Source organism: Pseudonocardia xishanensis (assembly GCF_039541715.1).
Lineage (GTDB): Bacteria > Actinomycetota > Actinomycetes > Mycobacteriales > Pseudonocardiaceae > Pseudonocardia > Pseudonocardia xishanensis.
The window spans coordinates 28,858-50,466 of the sequence record NZ_BAABGT010000027.1 but is presented as its reverse complement, the minus strand read 5'-3'; the positions used below and the strand labels follow the sequence as shown (position 1 = coordinate 50,466).

Here is a 21,609-nt window from a genome sequence, read left to right as displayed (position 1 = left end):
TCTCGTCGGAGTGAGGCTATCGGGTGAAGATCTCCAGCCGCACTACAGGGCCGTCCGCACCAGCTCGACCAGCTCGTCGTCCCCGATGCCGTGCCTGCGCGCCTCGACGACCAGGCCCCTGACCAGCTCCGCGACCCCCGTCCGGCCCGCGTGCGCCCCGGCCCGGACGACGGCGCCGCGGCCCCGGCGCAGCTCGATCAGCCCCTCGTCCCGCAGTTTCTGGTAACCGGCCAGGACCGTGTGGATGCTCACGTCGAGGGACTGCGCGAGCTCCCGAGCGGGCGGTAGCCGGTCACCGGCGGTGACCTGTCCCTCGGCGATCCCGCGCCGGACCGCGGCCGCGACCTGGTCCTGCAGCGAGTCCGGGCGAGCCGGGTCCACCCTGATCAGCACGCGCGGTCCCGCAGCCCGTTGAGCAGCCCGGCGCCGGTCTCGGCGCCGTCGACGGTCACGACGAGCGTGCGGCCCGACCGGCGCGTCACGACCAGTCCGGGCCCCGCCCGCAGCACGACGGCGACGGTGCCGGGCTGCAGCCGCAGCCCCCATCCGCCGTAGCCGAGCGGCACGACGTCCTCCACGTGGGCCTCGGCGACGTCGGCGAGCGGCACCCGCACGAGCGGGAGCCCGAACGGTCCCCAGCCCACCGTCAGGCCGGCCCGGTCGACGGTCACGGTGACCACACAGCTCCACACGAGCAGTAGCCCGGCCGCCAGGAGCGTGGCGCCGGCGACCCAGGTGAGCAGCAGGCCGATCACGAGCCCCACCGGGACCATCAGCGCGCCCATCGCGGCGAGCATCCGCGAGTGGCTGCGGCCCGTCCAGCTCGCGCGTTCGGTCTCGCCGAGGTGCAGGACGGGGGCCGACCCGGCATCGACCGGGAGCAGGGGGCTCGCCGGTGTGAGCCACCAGCCGAGCAGACCCGCACCGAGGGTCGCCGCGAGGACCCCGAGCACGCCGGGGCCGGAGAGCACGACGGCGCGCGGATCGACCGCGTCGAGGTTCGCCAGGACCACGAGCAGGGCCAGCCCGCCCACCAGCGTGCCAGTGGCCCACGACGTGGACGTCATCGCACGTGTCGAGTCGAATCGACCGCGGCGCGCGGCGGGGGCGCTCGCGATCCCGCCGAAGACGAGCGCGAGAAGCAGGGGGGCGCCGACGGCGAGCACCACCAGCACGACGCGACCGCTCGTGCCGTCCACAGCACCGTCGAGGGTGAAGTGGGACGCGACGGTCTCGGGCAGCCGGGACCATCCGCGCACCAGAACGACCACCGCGGGCACCGCCGCCACCACCGGTGGCACCGCGGCCCGCAGGATCCGGCGCACCCGAGCGCTCATCGAGGCATCCTCTCGCTTGTTATAGAAGAACCATAACAAGCGGGAGGATGTCCGTCGAGCTGCGAGGTCGCCGAGAAGATGCCCGGACCGTGCCGGGCGGAAGGGTGAGGCCTACCGGCGGTCGTCGTCCTCGTCCGGGGCGTACTTCGAGTAACGCTCCGCGTACTCGTCGTACTCCTCGTCCGTGTCGGCTACCGCCGTCCCACTACCGATCTCTTTCTGCAAAGCATCGAGATCCATCGTGGGGGAGCTGTACTTGAGCTCTCGGGCCACCTTCGTCTGCTTGGCCTTGGCTCGTCCGCGCCCCATGGCTGGTCCCCCTTACACAAGGGAAGGGGCGGCCGATAGTCACGGCGGCCCCTTTCAACGTCATCACTGTCCTGCCCACCACAATACCGTGCGATCGCCGGGGCGTGCGACGTGGCATCGATGGTGTGACGTACCCCCGCCCCCGGCGACCCACCGAGAGGGGCGACGTCACGGTCGGGCGGAGGCGTCCGTGCGGGAGGATCACCGATGATGCCGTCGCCGTTCCTGTCCTACCTGCGGGTCTACGAACCCCTCCGGGCCTTCACCGGTCCGGCGGGTGTCGCGGTGCGCGCGGGGCTGGCCCGGGGGGCCGTGCGCCCGGACCGGGTGGGCCGCCGCGAACGCGAGCTCTGCCTCCGGGCGACGGTGCGCGGCAGGCTCCTGCCGGGTGACCTCGGCGGGGCGGACACCCCCGTCGACGTGATGGTCCTCGGTGGGGAGGGTGGCGAGCCGTTCGTCTGCCCGTTGGACACCCGCCCCCGCGCGGCCGCGGCGGTGCTCAGCTTCCTCGGTGAGGAGGAGCCGCTGCTGCGCTCCTCCGCGCTCGTGATCCCCGAGACCGCCGCGCGGCGTCGGGCCGAGCGCGCGGTGGCCGAGCTGGGGGAGGGTGCCGCGCACGTGGTGACCGCGGGATGGACGGTCCCGCTGCCCTGGTTCGCCCTCGTCGATCCGGAGGAACGGCAGGTCAGACTGGATGCGCAGCGCCGCGTGTGGTGGCGGGTGCCGATCGCCAAGGCGCTCGGTCGGGCCGCCCACGCCGAGCGGGTGGTGCGCGGTGCCTTCGGCGAGGGCGGGCCCGCCGAGGTGCTCCGGGAGACCCGTGGCTGGCTGGAGAACTTCGACCGGACCTCCCTCGTCGAGCTCGACTACGGGGGTCTGGTCGACCTGCTGGACGACGCCACCCTGCAGGCGGACGACTCCGCGGCCCAGGTGCAGCGTGCGCTGCGCCTGCTTCGCGCGGGGGACGCCGACGGCGCCGCCGAGTGCTACGCCTCGCTCCGGGAGATCTGGGGCTCGGTCGCCGGGCGCCGCCAGGAGGGCTGAGACCCGCTCAGCGGACCCGCAGCTGGGCGGCGCGCCCGGGTGGCGGGGCCCCCTCGTCCGCCCGGTAGGAGTCCGGGTCGATGCTCGCGGGCGAGGCCCGCTCGTCTGTGCCCGCCACGAGCTCGGCCTCCACCGGCACGGATCGCTTGAGCAGGGCGAGCGCGACGGGACCCAGTTCGTGGTGCTGTGTGACACTCCCCACACGGCCGACCACGCGGCCGTCCCGGGACACCGGATCGCCGGTGATGGGGAGCTCCTCGTCCCCGGCGTCCAGGTGCAGGAGCACGAGCCGCCGCGGCGGGCGGCCGAGGTTGGCCACCCGGGCGACCGTCTCCTGGCCGCGGTAGCACCCCTTCGCGAGGTGGACCGCGCTCGGGATCCACTCCACCTCGTGGGGGATGGTGCGCTCGTCGGTGTCCACGTGGACGCGGGGCTGCCGGGCCTCGATCCGCAGGGCCTCGAACGCCATGGCGCCCGCGGCCCGGGCCCCGGCCGCGGTCAGCCGCTCCCACCAGGAGGTCAGCTCGGCACGCGGGACGAGCAGGTCCGCGGCATCCGGGCCCGGCCACGGCATCCGCCGCACGAGCCCGCCTCCCGGGAGCTCCGCGCTGGCGTAGGGGCCCTCCGGCACCGGGGCCCCCACCGCGGCCAGCACCCGGGCGGTGTCCGGGCCGACCAGGGACAGCACGGCCAGCTCCGCCGTGGCGTCCCGCGGATCGACCTTCGACCAGAACACCATCTTCTGCAGGTAACCGAGCAGGTCGGCGAGATCGGCCTGCTCGGTGTCCAGCCACACCGTGTCCCCGACGTGGCTGACGAGCATGTGGTGCAGCACCCGGCCCTGCCCGTCCAGGATCAGTGCCTCGGTGCCGGTGCCTTCGGGCAGCTCGCTGACGTGCTGGCTGAGCAGCAGGTGCAGCCAGCTCAGCCGTTCCGCGCCGGGCACGGCGACCACGCCCCGGTGCGAACGGTCCACCACCGCCGCGGAGCGCACCATCGCGCGCTGCTCGGCGGGCGGGTCCCCGCGGTGTGCGGGGACCGCCTCGTCCGGATCGGGGACGACCAGGAACTCCGGCTCGGACCCCGCCGATGATTCGCTCGTCCGCTCGCTCATTCGCTCTCCTCCGCGCACTCGGCGCACAACCCCGACAGCGCCACGTGCGTGACGTCCAGGACGAACCCCTGCCGCTCCCGCAGCACTCCCGCCAACTCCTCCATGACCCCGGTGGGCGCCTCGCCGACCGCCCCGCACGAGTGACACACCAGGTGCACGTGCTCGTGCTCGCGCTCCGAGTACTTCGGCGCGCCGTGCCCGAGGTGGGTGTGCCGGACCAGCCGCAGCTCTTCCAGCAGGTCCAGCGTGCGGTACACGGTGGTGATGTTCACCGCGGGCGCCGCGGCCTGCACCCGGGCGCAGATCTGCTCCGGAGTGGCGTGGCCCAGCTCGCGGACGGCCTCGAGCACCAGCTGGCGTTGAGGCGTCATCCGCAGGCCACGCCGGTGCAGGGTCGACTTGAGCGAGGAGTCCACGAGGCCGATGGTAGGCCCGGTGGGGGCCGCGGGGCGGCGCCGTGACCTCGTCGGGGGAGTTGTCCACAGACCGCGGTCATGGGCGGACTGGCCGGGTCGCTCCGTGCTCCGTTAGGGTGAACGCTCCTCATGGAGAGTGCGGATCTCCCTACCCTCGGCGAGATGAACGGTGGGGCGGCGACGGAAGGTGCAGGTCATGACGGCTGACGGGGGAGAGCGGTCGCTCGGCGCCCCGCGGTTCGACGTCGTGCTCCGCGGTTACGACCGCAGGCAGGTGGACGAGCACGTGGCGCGTCTGCAGCGCGTGCTCGCCCGGATGCGCGCCGACCTCGATGCCGCCCGCAGCCAGCCGTTCCCGGCGGTCGGCCCGCGGCCGGGCGTCGGTCCCGGTCCGCTGCCGCCGCAGTCCGGTCCGCCCGTCGGCCCTCCCGGGGCGCGCCCGCGGCCCACGCCGCGCCCGCGTCCGGGTGCGCAGCCGGACTCGCCGGACATGATCGGCTCGTTCACCGACCGCATGCAGAGCATCCTGCAGGCCGCCGAGGAGGAGGCCGCGGAGATCCGCAACGCCGCCAAGCGGGATGCGGGCGCCGAGAAGGAGGCCGCGCGCCGCGAGAGTGAGGGGCTGCGCTCCGAGCTGTCCGAGCTGCACCGCCAGCGGGACGCCGTCGTGGCCGAGCTGACCCGGCTCCGCGGGCAGCTCGAGGGGATGCTCGCCGCGCCCACCGCCCGGTTCGCCGTGACCTCGCCCTCTGCGCCGTCGTCTGCGGACGGTCCGCGTCCGGCGGACAAGCCCGAGGGGGCCCCGCGCCCGAGCCCGCGGCCCAAGCCCGCGCGCGAGGAGCGAGCCACGAACGAGGAGACGACCGCTCTGCCGCGCCCGGAGGCGGGCGACCTGTTCCGGCCTGCGTCGGACGGTTCGGAGCCGCGCAGCCGCGAGGCCGCGCGCGCGGTGGAGCCGGACCGCACCGTCGCGGTGTCGTCCGTGCAGCGATCCGGGGACACCGGATCGGATGAAAAGTCTCCGCCCGCGAAGGCGAAAACGCCGCGCGACACGCCGGACACGAAGAGTGACAGGCCTGCGGCGCGACCCCACGACGAGGTCTCGGAGACCGTCAAGGTCAACGTGGTCCGGCCCTCGTCCCCTCCCGCCGAGTCCGGCCCGAAGGGACGTAACGGCAGGTCAAACCGCTCGGACGAGGGGCGCGGCGGATCGGGCTCGGGTGAGCGGGGGAGCTCCGGTACCGCCGAGGCGGACGGGCACGCCGACCGGTCGTCCTCGGGGTCACGCTCCGGATAAGGCGGTTGCGCACGGTGACGTAGATCGGCGTAGCGTGCCCGGCCATGGAACAGGCGTTCTCGGCCGACGTCCTCGTGCCCCTGGGCGTGGGGGCCGCGGCGCTCGTCGTCGCGATCGTGATCGTCGTCGTACGGGCGGCGCGGGCGCGCGGACGTGGGGTGGCTCCCGTCGAGCCCACCGCCGAAGACTGGACCGGCGAGTCCGTCGGCGCGTTCCCGGCGCCGCGTGCGCCAGAGGTTCCCGCGCGGGAACCGGCGATGGCCGGTGGTGGCGCGCCGCAGCCGATCACGGTGGCGGACATGGTCGCCGTCCGCGAGGCGGACACCGCGCCCCTGCCCGTGCAGTCGGATGTCCTGCTCGCCCGGGCCCGCGCCCACCGCGCCGCCGCGGAGGAGGAGGCCCGGAAGGCCGCCCGCGCGGCCGACCAGGGCGGCTCGGAGCACGCGACGGCGGATCCCGCCGATCCCGCCGACGCCACGCCCGACCCCGCGACGGCTGCGACCGAGAACGCCGCTGAGGTGGCCGTGGAGGCCTCGCCCGTCGAGGCTCGTGCTCCGCGCCCGACCCCGACCGTTCGTCCGCAGGTGGGCCTCGTGGAGGCTTCCGAGGCGCCTGTGGGTGACACCCGACCGCGGTCGGGTTCCGAGTCGGACGCGGCCCCGGTGACGGCCCCGGCGACCGCGTCGGCAGCTGCCGACGCGACTCCGGCGGAGGACGCCTCCGCCCCGGCCGACGAGCTGCCCTCGGTCGCCCAGCTCGCCGCCCTCGGCGTTCCGCTCGCCGCCGCGACGGCGCACCGGAACGCGGTGTCGTCCGACCAGGACCGTGCGGCGACGGACGCGCCCTCGACCGCCATGGCGGCGACCGGGACGGGCGGCGGGGACCCCGCGACGATCGCCGAAGCCGAGTCCGTCGACGAGCCCGTCGATCGACGGGCCGCCGGGCAGTCGTCGGCCGAGCAGTCCTCGGCCGAGCTGGACGCCGGCCGGCAGCCGACTGCGGCGAGCCCGAGCGCCGAGCCCGCGGCGACGGCACTTGCCGAGCAAGCCGCCGAGCGGCCGACCGAGCGCGCACCCGCCGACCCGACTGCTGCGCGGCCGACCGAGCCCACGCCCACCGACCCGACCGTCGAGCGGCCGACCGAGGCCACCGTCGAGCGGCCGACCGAGCCCACCGTCGAGCAGTCGACCGAACCCACCGTCGAGCAGTCGACCGAGCCCACCATCGAGCAGTCGACCGAACCGACGGCTCCGGAGTCCGCCGTCGATCCCGCGGGGTCCACCGCGGAGCAGGGCGTCGCCACCCCGGCGCAGGCCTGGCCCGTCGTCCGGCGCACCCCCGAGCAGTCGGGTGAGGACCAGACCGGGTCCAGCCAGGCCATCTCGGGCGCCGTGCAGCAGGCGCTCGCCGCCCGCGCCCGGCAGGCGGGCCAGGTCGTGGACCCCCGCCGCGGTGACGCCCGCGACCGGCTCCTCGCCGTGCTGCTGGCCGATCCCGTGCGGGCGGTGGGCGCGACGCTCGACCTGCAGACCCAGCAGGAGGAGCTGGCGAAGCTCGCCGAGGCGATGCGGGCCCAGCGCGAGGAGCTGGGCGGCGTGGTCCGCAGGCTGACCGCTGCGGGCCTGTCCGCCGACCAGGTCGCGAAGCTCGCGGGGCTGGGCCCGGACGAGGTCACCGACCTGCTGGGCCAGTCGCAGCCCGGCTGATGCGGCTGCGCGCCGAGAGAACGTCACACGACCGCACGTTTCGTGTTCTCAGCGCTGTTTGATCACGAGTTGCGTGCACGCCGTCGACCAAGATCGCCGTTTGCGTGCGGTCAGCGTGCTTCGAACAGCGCCCAGAGCACGGAAACAGCGATCAAGCAGCGCTGAGAGCACGAAACGTGCAAGACCCGGGGCCAGCGCGCCACCCTGGGTCAGCGCACCACCCGGGCCCCGGCGCGCCACCCTGAGCCCGCGCACCACCCGGGCCCGGCTGCTGCGCGGAGAGCAGGTCAGCCCGCGATGCGGTGCAGGAGCGCGGACATGTGCGGCTGCATCTCCTGGCCCTCCATGGCGCGTTCGTCCACGTACGCCAGGTCGCCCTGGTTGACCAGGCCGTACAGCCGCTTGGCCGCGACGACGTCCTTCGCGGACGGGGTGCGGACCACCGCGTCGGTCTCGATCTGCCAGGACCGCAGGTCGCCCTTCTCGCCGAACCAGGCCTCGATGATCCCGGTCGCGTGGGCGATCAGGACCTCCAGCGACCCGTCCGGCTGCGGGCGCCAGAAGCCGGTCTCGCGCGCGGCCTGGCGGATCACGCCGCCGTCCTCGTCGAGCAGCCAGGCCCGCGCCTCGTAGGACACGAACGGCCGCCCGTCGTGGGCGAACACCAGCTGCTGTCCGAAGTGGAACGGTCCCTCGATCGTCGGGTAGACGACCTCGCCGGTGCCCCGCCACACGCCGATCAGCGGCAGCAGGCCGAGGCACTGCTCGTGCAGGTCGGGGCCCTGTCGGAGGTTGGCCGTGTCGTCCGGGACGGGCAGGTCGTCCCACTGTGGACGGTTGCGCTGCGGGGAGTCGGCCGCCGCGTTGGCGGGGCCGGTGATCGTGGTGGGCACGTCGGGCTCGGTCATGCGGAGGGCTCCTCCGGGGGATCCTCGGTCGGGCGGGCCGCGAGTGCCGCGGCCGCGTCGGGTGCGGTCGTGAAGAGCCTGCGCAGCAGCGCGCCGGTGAAGGCGACGATGCCGCCGGTCGCCGCGATCAGCAGCACGGTGAAGAACCAGTGCACGGCGCGCGAGCATAGTCCCGCGCACAGCACACCGCCCCGGTCACCCGAGGGCGACCGGGGCGGGTGCGGGACGAATCAGGCGACCGAGATCTCCGTGCGGTGCAGGCCGGGGCCCGCGGGCTCCAGCACCGACTCGCCGTTGCCGCTGCGCGACAGCGCCCGCACGGTCCAGCTGCCGGGCGCGGCGAAGAACCGGAAGTCACCGGAGGCCGAGGACACGACCTCCGCGGTGAACTCGCCGGTGCCGTCCAGCAGGCGCACGAAGGCGCCGCCGACGGGCTGTCCGTCCGCCACGACCCGCCCGGCCAGGACGGTCTCCTTGGTCAGGTCCGTCCCCGCGGGAAGCTCGACGGCCTGGTCCGGCGCGCCGCACATCAGCGGGCCCCCAGCTCGATCGGGACGCCGATGAGCGAGCCGTACTCGGTCCAGCTGCCGTCGTAGTTCTTGACGTCGCTGTGGCCGAGCAGCTCCCGCAGCACGAACCAGGTGTGCGAGGAGCGCTCCCCGATGCGGCAGTACGCGATGGTCGACTTGCCCGCGTCGAAGCCCGCCTCGCCGTAGAGCGCGGTCAGGTCCTCGTCCGACTTGAAGGTGCCGTCCTCGTTGGCCGCCTTGGACCACGGGATGTTGATCGCCGACGGGATGTGCCCCGGCCGCTGCGACTGCTCCTGCGGCAGGTGCGCGGGCGCCAGGATCTTGCCGGAGAACTCGTCGGGCGAGCGGACGTCGACCAGGTTCTTGGTGTCGATCGCCGCGACGACCTCGTCCCGCAGGGCGCGGATCGAGTTGTCGGCGGGCTTCGCCGTGTAGGTAGTGGCCGGGCGGTCGGCGACCTCGGTGGTCAGCGTGCGACCGTCGAGCTCCCACTTCTTGCGCCCGCCGTCGAGCAGCTTGACGTTGTCGTGGCCGTAGAGCTTGAACTCCCAGTACGCGTAGGCGGCGAACCAGTTGTTGTTGCCGCCGTACAGGATCACCAGGTCGTCGTTCTTCACGCCCTTGGCCGACAGCAGGGCGCCGAACTGCTCCTGCGTCGGGATGTCGCGGCGGACCGCGTCCTGCAGCTCGGTGGTCCAGTTGATCTTGACGGCACCGGGCAGGTGGCCGCCGTCGTAGGCGGTGGTGTCCTCATCGACCTCGAGGAACACGACGCCTTCGGTGCCCAGGTTCTTCTCCGCCCAATCGGCGGTGACGAGGACGTCCTCGCGGCTCATTGCAGTCACTCCTGTGTGTGTCGTGGTGAGGAAGAGGTCAGGCGCGAGCGGTGCGCGCGCGGGCGATGAGCCCGTACATCTCGCAGCCCAGGCAGAAGCCGAAGGCCGCGTTGAGGAAGGCCGCCACCAGCGCGAAGGCGGTGGCGACGATGCCGAGCACGGTCAGGCCCGAGAGGTACCCGACCGCACCGGCGGCGGCGAACACGAACCCGACGGTCTGGCTGAAGCGGACGGGGGCGGCGGGCTCACGCTCGGCGGGCGGGTCCAGCCGGGGTGCGACCAGCCTGCGGAACAGCACGCCGTACGGCGCGAAACGCATCCCGGCGAACGCCGCGAGGGCGAACACCAGGGCCTGGGCGGCCGCGAGCCAGCCGCTGCCGCTGATCAGGACCAGGGTCAGGACGACCGTGGTGACGACGGCCGCGAAGCGGACGCCGCGCGGGTCCAGCGGCGGATCGACGTCCGGACGCGCGGGCGCAGTCGGACCGTCCGATACGGACATGGATTCTCCTGAGAACTTCTCGGATCGTGGGATTCGATGGTCAGGAGAACGGACACAGGCCGCCTGCGAGACGGCACAGGTCGACTGCGCGTCGTCGGGTAAGCGGCCAGGCCATGGGCGAGAGGGTAACCGAAACACGCACGTCACACGCACCCCATCCCAGTGATTGGACGGAAGATCACGTCTCGAGGGCGGCCAGCAGCTGGGCCCGGCGCGGAACACCGGAGATCCGGAGCAGCTCGCGGCCCGTCCGGTCGAAGCCGACCGTCGTCGGGGTCCGCATGACCGACAGCTCCCGGGCGACGTCCGGCCGGTCGGCCACGTCGATCTCGACGTGCCGCACCCCGGGGGCGTCCGCCGCCACCTCGTCGAGCAGCGCGGCCGTCTGGCGGCACGGGGCGCAGATGGGCGAGGAGAGCTGCAGCAGCAGCACCCGGTCGGCGGGCCCGGGGTCCGAACCGGTCAGAACCCATCCGTTGGGTGAGGACGATCCTCCGCTCGTGCGCACCCGGCCCGAGCGGGCGCGCTGCACGAGCCCGAACACCGTCGCCGCGACGAGCACGGCCACCACCACGATCAGTCCGGTCACACTCACCTCTCCGGCAACGCGCCGGGTGCCGGGATTACTCCGGCCTGCCGGTGGCGGCGGCGCCCGCAGGCGCGGAGCCGATGACGACGTCCGCGGCCTCGCCGCCGATCTCCAGGTACCCGTCGCGCACCTGCAGCGTCGTGGGCACGACCCCGAACGGCAGCCCGCCCGGGTCCACACGCAGGGAGAACGTCTGCCGGACGAGCTCGGCGACCGGCTCCGGCAGCGCGTCCCCTGTGGAGTCGCGCACGTCTCGCGGGACGATGCGCATGGTCCCGTCCGCGACCTGCAGCTCGGCCAAGACGACCACCGACTCCCGCTCCGACCCGACCGGCACGTCCCCGGCGATCCGGGCGACGGACTCGGGGTCCAGCGTGCGCAGCGACGGGTCGCCACCGTCGGAGATGACGTCCGCGATCCCGTTGGCGTCGATGTTGCCGAGCGAGAGCCGCTCGACACCCGGCAGCATCCGGCCGAGGTCGTCGTCCCCCACCCGGGCGGAGCCCTCGGCGGTGCCGACCCGCAGGCCGGGGGTGCCCGAACCGAGCAGGCCGGACAGCGGTGCCGCGACGTCCTGCAGGCGGGCCCGGAGCTGCACGTTGCGCAGGTCGCCGACCTGCAGCCGGTCGGCGGTCAGCTCGATGGAGCCGTACTCGCCCGCCACGGCCTGGGTGAGGAACGGGAAGCCGTTGATCCGGACGTTCGGGTCGTCCGCCAGCCCGAGGCGCTCCCGCAGCTGGCGGGACACGACGGACTCGGCGGCCGCCGCGGCCGCGTAGTCGGCGACGACGAGGACCCCGGCGAGCACCAGGACCGCGACGATCAGGCGTTTCAGCACAGGGACCTCCGGGAACCTTCCAGCGCCCGCCAACCTAGAGACCGGCGCCGAGCCGCTCCGCACCGGGACCGGGCACAGCCGGTCACTCCCAGGTGAGAGCCGTGTCGACGGAGGCGCGAACGGGTGACGATCGCCGTCACGCTGCGGCGTCGTCGCAGCGCATGGGCTCGCCGTTCGGCGTGAGCCGGCTCGCTTGTCTCGTGCTTCGGGGTGTGTGTCGCTTATTCTTGACCGATCCGCGTGACGGACCCGCCGGGTCACGTGGTGCGAGCGGTCGGTCGGCGTCGCCCACCGCGAATGTCGACGGACGCCGGGCGTGGCGTCCGCGGCAACCTTCGGTGGAGAGGAGGCAGCGGTGGAACTGCTACTGCTGACAGCGGACACGGACCCCGGGTCCGTGCTCCCCGCGCTGACCCTGCTCCCGCACGGCGTCCGCACGGCCGCACCCGAGGTGGCCGCCCTGCTCGACGCGGGGCCGCACGACGCGGTCCTGGTCGACGCGCGCACCGACCTGGTGGCCGCGCGCAGCCTGTGTCGCCTGCTGGGCAGCACGGGCACGGATGTCCCCGTCATCGCGGTGCTCAACGAGGGTGGCCTGGTGGCCGTCTCCGGTGAGTGGGTGGTGGACGAGATCCTGCTCCCGTCCGCGGGGCCCGCGGAGGTGGACGCGCGGCTGCGGCTGCTCAAGTCCCGCCCCGGGGCGGACGCGGCCAGCGCGGGCGGTGCGCTCGTGCTCGGCGAGCTGGTGATCGACGAGGCCACCTACGCGGCCCGGCTCAAGGGCCGGCTCCTCGAGCTCACCTACAAGGAGTTCGAGCTGCTCAAGTACCTCGCGCAGCACGCGGGCCGGGTGTTCACCCGCGCCCAGCTGCTGCAGGAGGTCTGGGGCTACGACTTCTTCGGTGGCACCCGCACCGTGGACGTGCACGTCCGGCGGCTGCGCGCCAAGCTCGGCCCCGAGCACGAGCAGATGATCGGCACCGTGCGGAACGTCGGCTACAAGTTCGTCCGTCCGGGTCGCGCCGGGCTGGGCGTCCCCGCGGGCGGCCTGCCCGAGGAGACGGACGACGACGGGGACGACGGGGACCGAGCCGGTCTCCGCGGTCTCCACGCCGAGATCAACTAGAACACCGCGAAGGGCGTCGCCGCGGCGGCGCCCTTCGTGCGTGTCGCGGGTAGGGTCGCGGACGTGAGCGCCGTCCGTGCCGTGGCCGAGGTCGATCCCACCAGCGCCGGCGTCGTCCGGGCGCTCGCCGAGGGCGCCACCGCCGCGGACGGCCGGGAGCCGCTCTCGGAGCAGTTCCTGATCAATCTCAACGGTCGCGCGCGGCCCCGCGTGCGCCACCTCCTGGCCGGGGACGAGGGCGCCCCCGTCGGGTACGCGCAGCTGGACGACACCTCCGCCGAGCTCGTCGTCCATCCCGAGCACCGCGGTCAGGGCATCGGGTCCGCGCTGCTCGCGGCACTGCTCGAGCTGAGCCCCGAGGTCGCCGTCTGGGCCCACGGGGACCTGCCCGCCGCCGCGGCCCTGGCCGCGACCCAGGACCTCGCCCGGGTGCGCACGCTGTGGCAGATGCGGCGCACCGCCGAGGCGGGCGAGCTGCCCTCGCTGAGCATTCCCGAGGGCGTCACGCTCCGGCCGTTCGTCGTGGGCGAGGACGAGGCGGAGTTCCTGCGGGTGAACAACGCCGCCTTCGCCTGGCACCCCGAGCAGGGTGGGTGGGGACCGGCCGAGGTGACCGAGCGTGAGGGCGAGGACTGGTTCGACGCGGCCGGGTTCCTGCTCGCCGTCGATCCCGCGGGCTCCCTGCTGGGCTACCACTGGACCAAGGTGCACCCCGCCACGCCCACCGAGCCGTCCCTGGGCGAGGTCTACGTCCTCGGCGTGGACCCGGCCGCGCACGGCAAGGGCCTCGGTCGGGTGCTCACCCTCGCCGGGCTGCACCATCTCGCTGACCGCGGGCTGGACACCGTGCTGCTCTACGTCGAGTCGGACAACGCTCCCGCGGTGCGGGTCTACGAGAAGCTCGGCTTCGCCGTCCACACCGCGGACGTGATGTACCGCCGCGCCTGAGCGCGACCGTCCCGACACGGGGCGTGCCGCCCCGGTCACGGTGTCATCACGCTCCGGCGTCCGGGGGGTGGCAGTACCACGACCGGGGGACTAGTTCATTTCGCGTTCATCTTCCGTGGGTCGGGCGTCCACCACGCCCGCTTAGCGTCCTCGCCGAACGGCCTGACCGGTCGCAGGGCGACCGAGGGCCGCACCCGAACCACGGAGGAAGCTGCAGTGAAGACCATTCGCCCGAGCCGCGCCCGCGTCGCCGCCGTCGGCGTCGCCGCCACCGGGGCCCTCTTCCTCGCCGGCTGCGGCGCGGCGAACGAGAGCGGATCGGGCTCCACCGGGTCCAGCGGCTCCGCCACCGCCGCCGTCTCCGGCACCATCTCCGGCGCGGGCGCGAGCACCCAGCAGGCCGCCACCCAGGCCTGGGTGGCGGGCTTCAACGGCGCGAACCCGGACGCGACGATCAACTACGACCCGAGCGGTTCCGGCGCGGGCCGCACCCAGTTCATCGCCGGTGGCGTCGACTGGGCGGGCTCGGACGCCTACATCAAGGGCGACGAGCTCACCAAGGCCAACGAGCGCTGCGGCGGGAGCATCGTCGAGGTGCCGGTCTACGTCTCGCCGATCGCGGTCGTCTACAACCTGCAGGGCGTCGACAACCTGCAGCTCTCGCCGTCGACCCTGGCGAAGATCTTCGACAAGAAGATCACGACCTGGAACGACCCGGCCATCGCCGCCGACAACCCCGGCGTCGCGCTCCCGGCCACGCCCATCACCACGGTCAACCGCTCGGACAAGTCCGGCACCACGCAGAACTTCGCCGACTACCTCAAGGGCGCCGCGGCGGCGGACTGGTCCTACGAGGTCAGCGACACCTGGCCGGTCCAGGGTGGCGAGGCCGCCCAGGGCACCTCGGGCCTGGTCGGTGCGGTCAAGGCGGGCCAGGGGACCATCGGCTACGCGGACGAGTCGCAGGCCCAGGGCCTGGGCCAGGTCAAGATCAAGGTCGGCGACGCCTACGTCGCCCCGACCGCCGAGGGTGCGGCCAAGATCCTCGAGGCCTCGCAGCGGGTGTCGGACGGCGGCACGAACGCCTTCGCCTTCAAGCTCGCCCGCAACACCACGGACTCGACCGCCTACCCGATCACGCTGGCCTCCTACGCGATCGCGTGCACGAAGTACCAGGACCCGGCCAAGGCCGCGCTGGTCAAGTCGTACCTCGGATACGTGGTCAGCGCGGAGGGCCAGCAGGCCGCCCAGAAGGCGGCCGGGTCCGCCCCGCTGTCCGACGCCCTGCGGCAGCAGATCACCCCGGCCATCGAGGCCATCGGCTCGGTCGCCTGAGCATGACTTGACCGTCGAGGGTCGGCGGGCCTTCGCACCGGGCCCGCCGACCCTCGACGGTGTCGCATCCGCCCCCGTTCGCAGAGAGGACGCCGTGAGCGCCCCAACCACGACCTCGCCGCCGGAGACCGCGGCGCCCGCCAAGCCGGTCCGCCAGCTCGGCGACCGGATCTTCGCCGGGTCCGCCACCGCGGCGGGCGTCCTCATCCTGGTCGTGCTGGCGGGTGTCGCCGCCTTCCTGATCGTCCAGGCGATCCCGGCCTTCATCGCCCCGTCCGCCGACCTGCCCGGCGGGCGGAACATCTTCCTCTACATCGGCCCGCTGATCTTCGGCACGCTGCTCTCCGCCGTGATCGCGCTGGTGATCGCCACGCCGCTGGGCGTGAGCGTCGCGCTCTTCATCACCCACTACGCCCCGCGGCGGCTCGCCCAGGGGCTCGGGTACGTGATCGACCTGCTCGCCGCGGTGCCCTCGATCGTCTACGGCCTCTGGGGCGTGGCGGTACTGGCGCCCGCGTCGCTGGGCTTCATGACCTGGCTGAACACCTACCTCGGCTGGCTGCCGTTCTTCGCGGGCCCGGTCTCGGCGACCGGCCGCACGATGTTCGTCGTCGGCGTCACGCTCGCGGTGATGATCCTGCCGATCATCACGGCGGTCTCCCGTGAGGTCTTCCTGCAGACCCCGAAGCTGCACGAGGAAGCCGCACTCGCCCTGGGCGCCACCCGCTGGGAGATGATCCGGATGGCGGTGCTGCCCTTCGGCCGCTCCGGCATCATCTCGGGCGCCATGCTCGGCCTGGGCCGCGCGCTCGGCGAGACGATGGCCGTCGCGATCATCCTGTCGGGCTCCGGGATCATCACCTTCAACCTGATCAGCTCCGCCAACCCGTCGTCCATCGCGGCCAACATCGCGCTGCAGTTCCCGGACTCCACCGGGGTCGCGGTGAACGTGCTGATCGCCTCGGGCCTGGTGCTGTTCGTGATCACCCTGCTGGTCAACTCCCTCGCCCGCTGGATCATCAACCGGCGCAGCGAGTTCTCGGGGGCGAACTGATGAGTACCAACACCACGGACACCGAGACGGCCAAGACGGACGAGCAGCTGGCCGAGGAGGCCCTCGTGCCGATGCCGCTCGTGCACGGTGAGCTGCCGCGGTGGGCACCCTGGGGCATCCTGGCGGGCTCGCTGGTCGTCGTCGGCGCGGTCCTCGGGCTGACCGGGAACTTCGGCATCGCGCTCACGCTGGTGCTCGGCGCGATCCTCTACGCGCTCGCGACGTACGGCATCTCGCGCGCCGTCGAGGGCGGGCGCAAGGCCACCGACCGGGTCGTCACCATCGTCGTCACGGTCGCCTTCCTGATCGCGCTGGTGCCGCTGGTCTCCGTGCTGGTCACGGTGATCCAGAACGGCGTCGCCCGCTTCGATCCCGCCTTCTTCAGCAACTCCATGCGCGGCGTCGTCGGCGAGGGCGGCGGTGGCTACCACGCCATCATGGGCACGCTGATCATCACGGCGGTCGCGGCGGTCATCTCCATCCCCGTCGGCATCCTCACCGCCGTCTACCTCGTCGAGTACGGCAAGGGCAGGCTGGCGCGGTCGATCACGTTCTTCGTCGACGTCATGACGGGCATCCCGTCCATCGTCGCCGGCCTGTTCGCCTTCGCCTTCTTCGCGCTGTTCGCGGGGCCCGGCATCCGCTTCGGCTTCGGCGGCGCGGTCGCGCTGTCGATCCTGATGATCCCGGTGGTCGTGCGCTCCACCGAGGAGATGCTCAAGATCGTCCCGAACGAGCTGCGCGAGGCGGCCTTCGCCCTCGGCACGCCGAAGTGGCGGACGATCCTCAAGGTCGTCATCCCGACGTCGATCGCGGGCATCGCGTCCGGCGTCACGCTGGCCATCGCCCGCGTCATCGGCGAGACGGCCCCGCTGCTGATCATCGCAGGCCTCACCACGGGCGTGAACCTCAACCCGTTCTCAGGCCGCATGACCACCCTGCCGGTGTTCGCGTACAACTCCTACGCGGCCCCCGGCGTCCCGCGCGAGCCCTTCATCGACCGTGCGTGGACCTCGGCGTTGGTGCTGATCATCATCGTGCTCGTCCTGAACCTGCTGGCGCGGCTCGTCGCCAAGCTCTTCGCCCCCAAGACCCGCTGAGGGAGACCGTCGTGAGCAAGGCCGTCCACGCCAAGGACCTCAACATCTACTACGGCTCGTTCCTCGCCGTCGAGGGCGTGAACATCGAGATCAAGCCGAAGACCGTGACCGCCCTGATCGGGCCGTCCGGCTGCGGCAAGTCGACCTTCCTGCGGTCGATCAACCGCATGCACGAGGTCATCCCGGGGGCGCACGTCGAGGGCAGCCTGACCCTGGACGGCAAGGAGCTCTACGGGCCCGGCGTCGACCCGGTCGGCGTCCGGCGGCAGATCGGGATGGTCTTCCAGCGGCCAAACCCGTTCCCCACGATGTCGATCTACGAGAACGTCATCGCCGGGCAGAAGCTCAACAACAAGCGGGCGGGCAAGAAGGCCACCGACGAGCTCGTCGAGCGTTCGCTGCGGGGCGCCAACCTGTGGAACGAGGTCAAGGACCGGCTGGACAAGCCGGGCTCGGGGCTCTCCGGTGGCCAGCAGCAGCGGCTCTGCATCGCCCGCGCGATCGCGGTGCAGCCGGACGTGCTGCTCATGGACGAGCCGTGCTCGGCGCTGGACCCCATCTCCACGCTCGCGATCGAGGACCTGATCAACGAGCTCAAGATGGACTACACCATCGTGATCGTGACCCACAACATGCAGCAGGCGGCGCGGGTCAGCGACTTCACCGGCTTCTTCAACATCGAGGGCACCGGCAAGCCCGGGCACCTCGTCGAGATGGACGAGACCAAGACCATCTTCAGCCAGCCCACCCAGAAGGCGACCGAGGACTACGTGTCCGGCCGCTTCGGCTGAGTCCCGGCGGGACGGACGAGAGCCTGCGGTGCGCGACACCGCAGGCTCTCGTCGTGTCTAGAGCTGCAGCGCCTCGGGGTGGCGGCCCGTGACCTCGTAGACGGTGCGCTCGGCCAGGGCCACGGCGTGGTCGGCGATGCGCTCGTAGAAGCGGGCCAGCAACGTCAGGTCGACGGCCGCGGGGATGCCCGCGGTCCACTCGTCACCGAACATGAGCGCGAACAGCTGCCTGTGGAGGTCGTCGACGCGGTCGTCGTCCGCGTCCAGCTCCATCGCCAGCAGCACGTTGCGTGTGCGCAGCACCGTGGCGGCCTTGGCGACCATCGCGATCGCCGCACCGCTGAACTCCGTGAGCAGCGGTTTCGCCAGGACCGGGACGACGGGCGCGGGGTCGCGCCGCTGCATGGCCTCGGCGACGTGCTTGGCCAGATCGCCCATCCGCTCCAGCTCGTGGGCGGACTGGATCGCCGAGACCAGCGTGCGCATGTCCGCGCCCACGGGGGCGAAGATGGTGATGGTCTCGGTGGCCAGGGCCTCGATGCGCAGGCAGAGCTCGTCGAGGGCGGGATCGCCCTCGATCACCCGCTCCGCCATGCGCAGGCGGTGGTCGAGCAGCGCCGCCGTGGCGCCGCGGAAGGCGGCGGCCACGCCGTCCGCCAGCTCGCCGAGCATCGCCTGCAAGCCGGCGATGTTCTGGTCCAACGTCTCCCGGCGCACCGGGTCAGCCTACGAAAGGCCGCGGTCGGACGTCGGGCACGGGCGGATGAACGGTCGGTGAACGCGTGTCAGTCGTCCAGTCGGAAACCGACCTTGAGGCCGACCTGGAAGTACTCGACGGCGCCTTCCTGGAGGTGGCCGCGGATCTCGGTCACCTCGAACCAGTCCATCTCACGGAGCGTCTGCGAGGCACGCTGCACCCCGTTCCGGATCGCGGCGTCGACGCTGTCGGGGGAGGTGCCGACGATCTCGGTCACTCGGTACACGTGGCTCGACATGACCATGGAATGCCCTCGCGTGACATCCCGGAAACATCGACCTAGACGCTGAGTGGTCCCGGCATCTGTCCGGTGATCACGTAGACGATCCGGCGCGCGACGGCGACGGCATGGTCGGCGTAGCGCTCGTAGAACCGGGCGAGCAGCGTGACGTCCACGGCGGCCTCGACCCCGTGGCTCCAGTTGCGGTCCATCAGCACCGTGAACATGTGCTTATGCAGGTCGTCCATCGCGTCGTCGTCCGCCTCGAGCTCCGCGGCGGCGGCCAGGTCGCGGGTGTTGATCACCTCGACGGCCTTGCGGGCCAGCGCGACGCCGATCCGGCCCATCTCGGCGAAGTACGGCGCGATCTCCGCGGGGAGCACCGGCTGCGGGTGCCTGCGCCGCGCGGCCTGCGCGACGTGCAACGCGAGATCGCCCATCCGCTCGATGTCGCCCGCACCGTGGATCGCGGACACGACGTTGCGCAGGTCCGTCGCGACGGGAGCCTGGAGCACGAGCAGCGCGAACGCCTTCTCCTCGGCCGCGTACCGGATCTGGTCGATGTGGATGTCCTCGGCGATGACCTCTTCGGCCAGCTGCAGGTCCGCCTCGAGCAGGGCCCGGGTCGCCTTCTCCATCGCGGTCGCGACGTCGTTGCACATGCCTGCCAGGAACCCGGCCAGCTCGTCGAGTTGCTCGGTGTAGGCATCACGCATGGAGTCGAGGGTAGAGGCAGGCGCGGGTTCGCACTGCAGCAGGACATGAACCACGGGTGAACGCTCGGGGTGGGCCGGGTCTCATCCGCAGTGGACGACGGACCCGCCACCGTCCGCGTCGTCCGGCGCGGTGGCCACGGGGGCCCGCACGACGCCGTCGAACGAGGTGCCGAGGACCAGCTGCAGGGTCGCCTGGCCCGCGGGATCCTGCACCAGCCGCGCGGCCGGGACGACGCGCCCCAGCAGCGCCGCCGCGTCGGCCCGGTCGGGCGAGAAGCGCAGGACGGTGTCGGCGGTCGGCTCCGCGGCGTTGCCCACCTCGCCGACCCCGAAGCCGAGGGTGCGCAGGCTGCCGCCGACCTCGCCCGCCAGCCCGGTGCGGTCGGCCGCGTTGAGGACGTTGACGGTGACGTCCCCGGGTTCGGGTCCGGACTCCGTCGCCACCGGCGTGCTGAGCTCGGGCAGCGGCTCGTGCTCGCGGATCGCCGCGAACAGCGCGCTCGCCTCGGTGCCGCGCAGGTCGAGGTTGCCGCGGGTGTTCGGGACAGACCCCACGGGCAGGGGGACCAGGCTCGCGGTCTCGGTGCCGAGCGCGGAGGTGAGGCGCAGGAGGTCTTCGACGCTCGCGTCGTCGGCGAGCATGCTGCGGCCCAGGGCGGCGGCGAAGTCCCGGGTCGCGGTCGGCGACAGCAGGGTGGAGGTGGACAGCGCCCCCCGGAAGGTGGCGGCGAGCAGCCGCTGCTGGCGAGCCACCTGGTCCGGGCCCGCCGTCTGAGCGACGAGTGCGGCCCGAGCACCGTCCAACCGCGCGGTTCCGGCGGGTACCAGATCCTCGCCCGCGCGCACCGGCCGCTCCAGGCACGTGTCCACGCCACCGAGCGCGTCGACCATCCCGCCGACGCCGGGCAGGTCCAGCGCCACGAACCGGGTCACCGCGATCCCGGACAGCTGCTGCACCGTGCGCACCAGACAGCGCGGTCCGCCGACCCGGTAGGCGGTCGCGAGCGGCGTCCGCGTCTCGGCGGAGACGGTCTCGTCGAGGTAGGCGGCGGCCGCGGGGTCCCAGCGCTCGCAGGGCGGGCGGTTGATCTCCAGGCCGAGCGGCAGCGACACCGCGACGGCCCGGCCGCCGTCCGCGGGGACGTGGGTGAGCATCAGGGTGTCGGCCCGGCCCGCCCTGCTCGCCTGTGCCCCCGAGGTCCCCGACGCCGTGCCCAGGAGCAGCAGGTTCTCGTCCCCGGTCTGCGTCTCGGCGCCCACGACGCCGGTCGTGGGATCGAGCGCGGACACGGTCCGGATGGTCGAGTCCATCCAGCGGGTGGCGCTCCAGCTCCCGGCGATCCCGAGGAAGACGAGCGCGGCGAGCACCGCCGCCCCGATCCGACCCGCGGTGGACAGCCGGGACGGACGGCTGTCGGTGACCCGGCGGTCCGCCCTCCGGCGGGGCTCGTCGGCCGGGTCGTCGAGGTCGTCCTGGGTGTCGGGTACCTCGTCGGGTTCGGTGTGGGCGGCGGTCAACCTGGTCAGGCTCGCGTCGATCCGCCGGGTCCGTTCGGCCAGGCTCTCGGCCCGCTCCTGCCCGGCGTCCTCCGCCGTCCCGGGCCCCGCCTCGCTGCGGCGAGCGTCCCGCCGGTCTCGCTCGGGGGGCGCCGAAGTGCCCCGTGGGCCGGGGTCCCCCGCAGCAGGACGCGACCCGCGCGGAGGCCTCTCCCTGGTCGGGGGCGTGGGGATGCCGGTCGCCGGTCGGGAACCCGGGGCGGCGGGGGCCGAGGGACGGGCGGCAGTGGGGGGTGGTGTCGCCGGGCGTGCGACCGGCGGGACGGCGGGACGCGCGACGCGCGGGTCGGGTGGGCGGACCTCGCGCTCTCCCCGCGGGCCCTCGACCCGCGGGAGCTCCGTCGTGGCGGGGTCCTCGACGGGGACCTCCTCCAACCAGGGGGCCGAGGACCCCTCGGCCGGGGCGCGGATGCCGAGCCGGGCGAGGACGTCGTCCGCCGCGGGGGCGTCGCCCTGCCGGGCACGCCGGGCCGCGCGGGAACGCCGTCCCGGAGTCCGGTCCGCCTCGTCCTGCACGCCACCTCCGAACCCCACCGACAGCGGGAAAGGCGGTACCGGCCGTCACCAGCGGTATCCGCC

26 protein-coding genes are annotated in these 21,609 nt (G+C 73.2%); 9 read left to right on the top strand and 17 right to left on the bottom strand.

The window, feature by feature from the left end; genetic code table 11:
* Positions 1 to 42: 42 nt before the first annotated feature.
* The 3 genes from ABD993_RS09860 to ABD993_RS09850 all read right to left on the bottom strand — a co-directional run bounded on the left by ABD993_RS09860 (position 43) and on the right by ABD993_RS09850 (position 1,646).
* Entirely contained in the window at positions 43 to 393 is a 351-nt protein-coding gene (locus ABD993_RS09860; RefSeq protein WP_345414939.1) for a GntR family transcriptional regulator, read from the bottom strand.
* Entirely contained in the window at positions 387 to 1,337 is a 951-nt protein-coding gene (locus tag ABD993_RS09855; protein WP_345414937.1) for a DUF1648 domain-containing protein, read from the bottom strand. The genes ABD993_RS09860 and ABD993_RS09855 overlap by 7 nt, the downstream gene beginning before the upstream one ends.
* Positions 1,338 to 1,448: 111 nt before the next feature.
* Positions 1,449 to 1,646, bottom strand: coding sequence for a DUF3073 domain-containing protein (locus ABD993_RS09850; protein WP_345414935.1), 198 nt, complete (start codon positions 1,644 to 1,646; stop codon positions 1,449 to 1,451).
* Between the two features lie 207 nt (positions 1,647 to 1,853).
* Between ABD993_RS09850 and ABD993_RS09845 the strand changes: the two genes are divergently transcribed.
* Positions 1,854 to 2,690 carry a DUF8083 family protein gene (locus ABD993_RS09845; RefSeq protein ID WP_345414933.1) on the top strand — a complete coding sequence of 279 codons (837 nt, stop codon included), beginning with the start codon at positions 1,854 to 1,856 and terminating at the stop codon, positions 2,688 to 2,690.
* Positions 2,691 to 2,697: 7 nt separating this feature from the next.
* On the opposite strand, the gene ygfZ is transcribed toward ABD993_RS09845, so the two are convergent.
* Together ygfZ and ABD993_RS09835 are read right to left on the bottom strand one after the other, a co-directional pair.
* Positions 2,698 to 3,804, bottom strand: a complete 1,107-nt coding sequence (gene ygfZ, locus ABD993_RS09840; RefSeq protein ID WP_345414931.1) for a CAF17-like 4Fe-4S cluster assembly/insertion protein YgfZ — start codon at positions 3,802 to 3,804, stop codon at positions 2,698 to 2,700.
* Entirely contained in the window at positions 3,801 to 4,175 is a 375-nt protein-coding gene (locus ABD993_RS09835; RefSeq protein ID WP_345415277.1) for a Fur family transcriptional regulator, read from the bottom strand. The genes ygfZ and ABD993_RS09835 overlap by 4 nt, the downstream gene beginning before the upstream one ends.
* Before the next feature lie 241 nt (positions 4,176 to 4,416).
* Here ABD993_RS09835 and ABD993_RS09830 point away from each other — a divergent pair, with 241 nt between their 5' ends.
* Positions 4,417 to 5,517, top strand: coding sequence for a hypothetical protein (locus ABD993_RS09830; protein ID WP_345414929.1), 1,101 nt, complete (start codon positions 4,417 to 4,419; stop codon positions 5,515 to 5,517).
* 44 nt (positions 5,518 to 5,561) lie between these two features.
* Positions 5,562 to 7,223 carry a hypothetical protein gene (locus ABD993_RS09825; protein ID WP_345414927.1) on the top strand — a complete coding sequence of 554 codons (1,662 nt, stop codon included), beginning with the start codon at positions 5,562 to 5,564 and terminating at the stop codon, positions 7,221 to 7,223.
* A 287-nt stretch (positions 7,224 to 7,510) separates the two neighbouring features.
* On the opposite strand, the gene ABD993_RS09820 is transcribed toward ABD993_RS09825, so the two are convergent.
* From ABD993_RS09820 to ABD993_RS09790, 8 genes are all read right to left on the bottom strand, one after another.
* Positions 7,511 to 8,131, bottom strand: coding sequence for a heme-binding beta-barrel domain-containing protein (locus tag ABD993_RS09820; protein ID WP_345414925.1), 621 nt, complete (start codon positions 8,129 to 8,131; stop codon positions 7,511 to 7,513).
* Entirely contained in the window at positions 8,128 to 8,286 is a 159-nt protein-coding gene (locus tag ABD993_RS09815) for a hypothetical protein (RefSeq protein ID WP_345414923.1), read from the bottom strand. The genes ABD993_RS09820 and ABD993_RS09815 overlap by 4 nt, the downstream gene beginning before the upstream one ends.
* Positions 8,287 to 8,361: 75 nt before the next feature.
* A complete protein-coding gene (locus ABD993_RS09810; RefSeq protein ID WP_345414921.1) occupies positions 8,362 to 8,661 on the bottom strand; it encodes a DUF1416 domain-containing protein in 300 nt (99 codons plus the stop codon).
* Positions 8,661 to 9,497 (bottom strand): sulfurtransferase, encoded by an 837-nt coding sequence (locus tag ABD993_RS09805; protein WP_345414919.1) that lies wholly within the window; start codon positions 9,495 to 9,497, stop codon positions 8,661 to 8,663. The genes ABD993_RS09810 and ABD993_RS09805 overlap by 1 nt, the downstream gene beginning before the upstream one ends.
* 37 nt (positions 9,498 to 9,534) lie before the next feature.
* Positions 9,535 to 9,999, bottom strand: coding sequence for a DUF4395 domain-containing protein (locus ABD993_RS09800; RefSeq protein WP_345414917.1), 465 nt, complete (start codon positions 9,997 to 9,999; stop codon positions 9,535 to 9,537).
* Between the two features lie 40 nt (positions 10,000 to 10,039).
* Complete coding sequence (locus ABD993_RS36665) at positions 10,040 to 10,114, bottom strand: putative leader peptide (protein WP_425568943.1); 75 nt, start codon at positions 10,112 to 10,114, stop codon at positions 10,040 to 10,042.
* Between the two features lie 63 nt (positions 10,115 to 10,177).
* Entirely contained in the window at positions 10,178 to 10,588 is a 411-nt protein-coding gene (locus ABD993_RS09795) for a thioredoxin family protein (RefSeq protein WP_345414915.1), read from the bottom strand.
* 34 nt (positions 10,589 to 10,622) lie between these two features.
* Positions 10,623 to 11,426 carry an LmeA family phospholipid-binding protein gene (locus ABD993_RS09790; protein ID WP_345414913.1) on the bottom strand — a complete coding sequence of 268 codons (804 nt, stop codon included), beginning with the start codon at positions 11,424 to 11,426 and terminating at the stop codon, positions 10,623 to 10,625.
* 355 nt (positions 11,427 to 11,781) lie between these two features.
* Between ABD993_RS09790 and ABD993_RS09785 the strand changes: the two genes are divergently transcribed.
* The 6 genes from ABD993_RS09785 (at position 11,782) to pstB (ending at position 17,780) form a co-directional block, all read left to right on the top strand.
* The gene (locus ABD993_RS09785; RefSeq protein WP_345414911.1) at positions 11,782 to 12,552 is read left to right on the top strand and encodes a winged helix-turn-helix transcriptional regulator; all 771 of its coding nucleotides are present in this window, start codon (positions 11,782 to 11,784) and stop codon (positions 12,550 to 12,552) included.
* Between the two features lie 63 nt (positions 12,553 to 12,615).
* A complete protein-coding gene (gene mshD / locus ABD993_RS09780) occupies positions 12,616 to 13,500 on the top strand; it encodes a mycothiol synthase (protein ID WP_345414909.1) in 885 nt (294 codons plus the stop codon).
* 216 nt (positions 13,501 to 13,716) lie between these two features.
* On the top strand, positions 13,717 to 14,835 hold the full coding sequence (pstS, locus tag ABD993_RS09775) for a phosphate ABC transporter substrate-binding protein PstS (protein WP_345414907.1): 1,119 nt from the start codon (positions 13,717 to 13,719) through the stop codon (positions 14,833 to 14,835).
* A 94-nt stretch (positions 14,836 to 14,929) separates the two neighbouring features.
* The gene (gene pstC / locus ABD993_RS09770; RefSeq protein WP_425568935.1) at positions 14,930 to 15,889 is read left to right on the top strand and encodes a phosphate ABC transporter permease subunit PstC; all 960 of its coding nucleotides are present in this window, start codon (positions 14,930 to 14,932) and stop codon (positions 15,887 to 15,889) included.
* Positions 15,889 to 16,989 carry a phosphate ABC transporter permease PstA gene (pstA, locus tag ABD993_RS09765; protein ID WP_425568934.1) on the top strand — a complete coding sequence of 367 codons (1,101 nt, stop codon included), beginning with the start codon at positions 15,889 to 15,891 and terminating at the stop codon, positions 16,987 to 16,989. Before pstC ends, pstA begins: the two co-directional genes overlap by 1 nt.
* Positions 16,990 to 17,000: 11 nt before the next feature.
* Positions 17,001 to 17,780 (top strand): phosphate ABC transporter ATP-binding protein PstB, encoded by a 780-nt coding sequence (pstB, locus tag ABD993_RS09760; protein ID WP_345414905.1) that lies wholly within the window; start codon positions 17,001 to 17,003, stop codon positions 17,778 to 17,780.
* A 57-nt stretch (positions 17,781 to 17,837) separates the two neighbouring features.
* Here the strand turns inward: pstB and phoU (ABD993_RS09755) are convergent, their stop codons facing one another.
* The 4 genes from phoU (ABD993_RS09755) to ABD993_RS09740 all read right to left on the bottom strand — a co-directional run bounded on the left by phoU (ABD993_RS09755) (position 17,838) and on the right by ABD993_RS09740 (position 21,546).
* On the bottom strand, positions 17,838 to 18,497 hold the full coding sequence (gene phoU / locus ABD993_RS09755; RefSeq protein ID WP_345414903.1) for a phosphate signaling complex protein PhoU: 660 nt from the start codon (positions 18,495 to 18,497) through the stop codon (positions 17,838 to 17,840).
* A 68-nt stretch (positions 18,498 to 18,565) separates the two neighbouring features.
* Positions 18,566 to 18,775, bottom strand: a complete 210-nt coding sequence (locus tag ABD993_RS09750; RefSeq protein WP_345414901.1) for a dodecin — start codon at positions 18,773 to 18,775, stop codon at positions 18,566 to 18,568.
* A gap of 41 nt (positions 18,776 to 18,816) precedes the next feature.
* Entirely contained in the window at positions 18,817 to 19,473 is a 657-nt protein-coding gene (phoU, locus tag ABD993_RS09745; RefSeq protein ID WP_345414899.1) for a phosphate signaling complex protein PhoU, read from the bottom strand.
* Positions 19,474 to 19,554: 81 nt separating this feature from the next.
* Positions 19,555 to 21,546: an LCP family protein gene (locus tag ABD993_RS09740; protein ID WP_345414897.1), complete on the bottom strand. Its 1,992-nt coding sequence runs from the start codon at positions 21,544 to 21,546 to the stop codon at positions 19,555 to 19,557.
* Between the last annotated feature and the right edge of the window lie 63 nt (positions 21,547 to 21,609).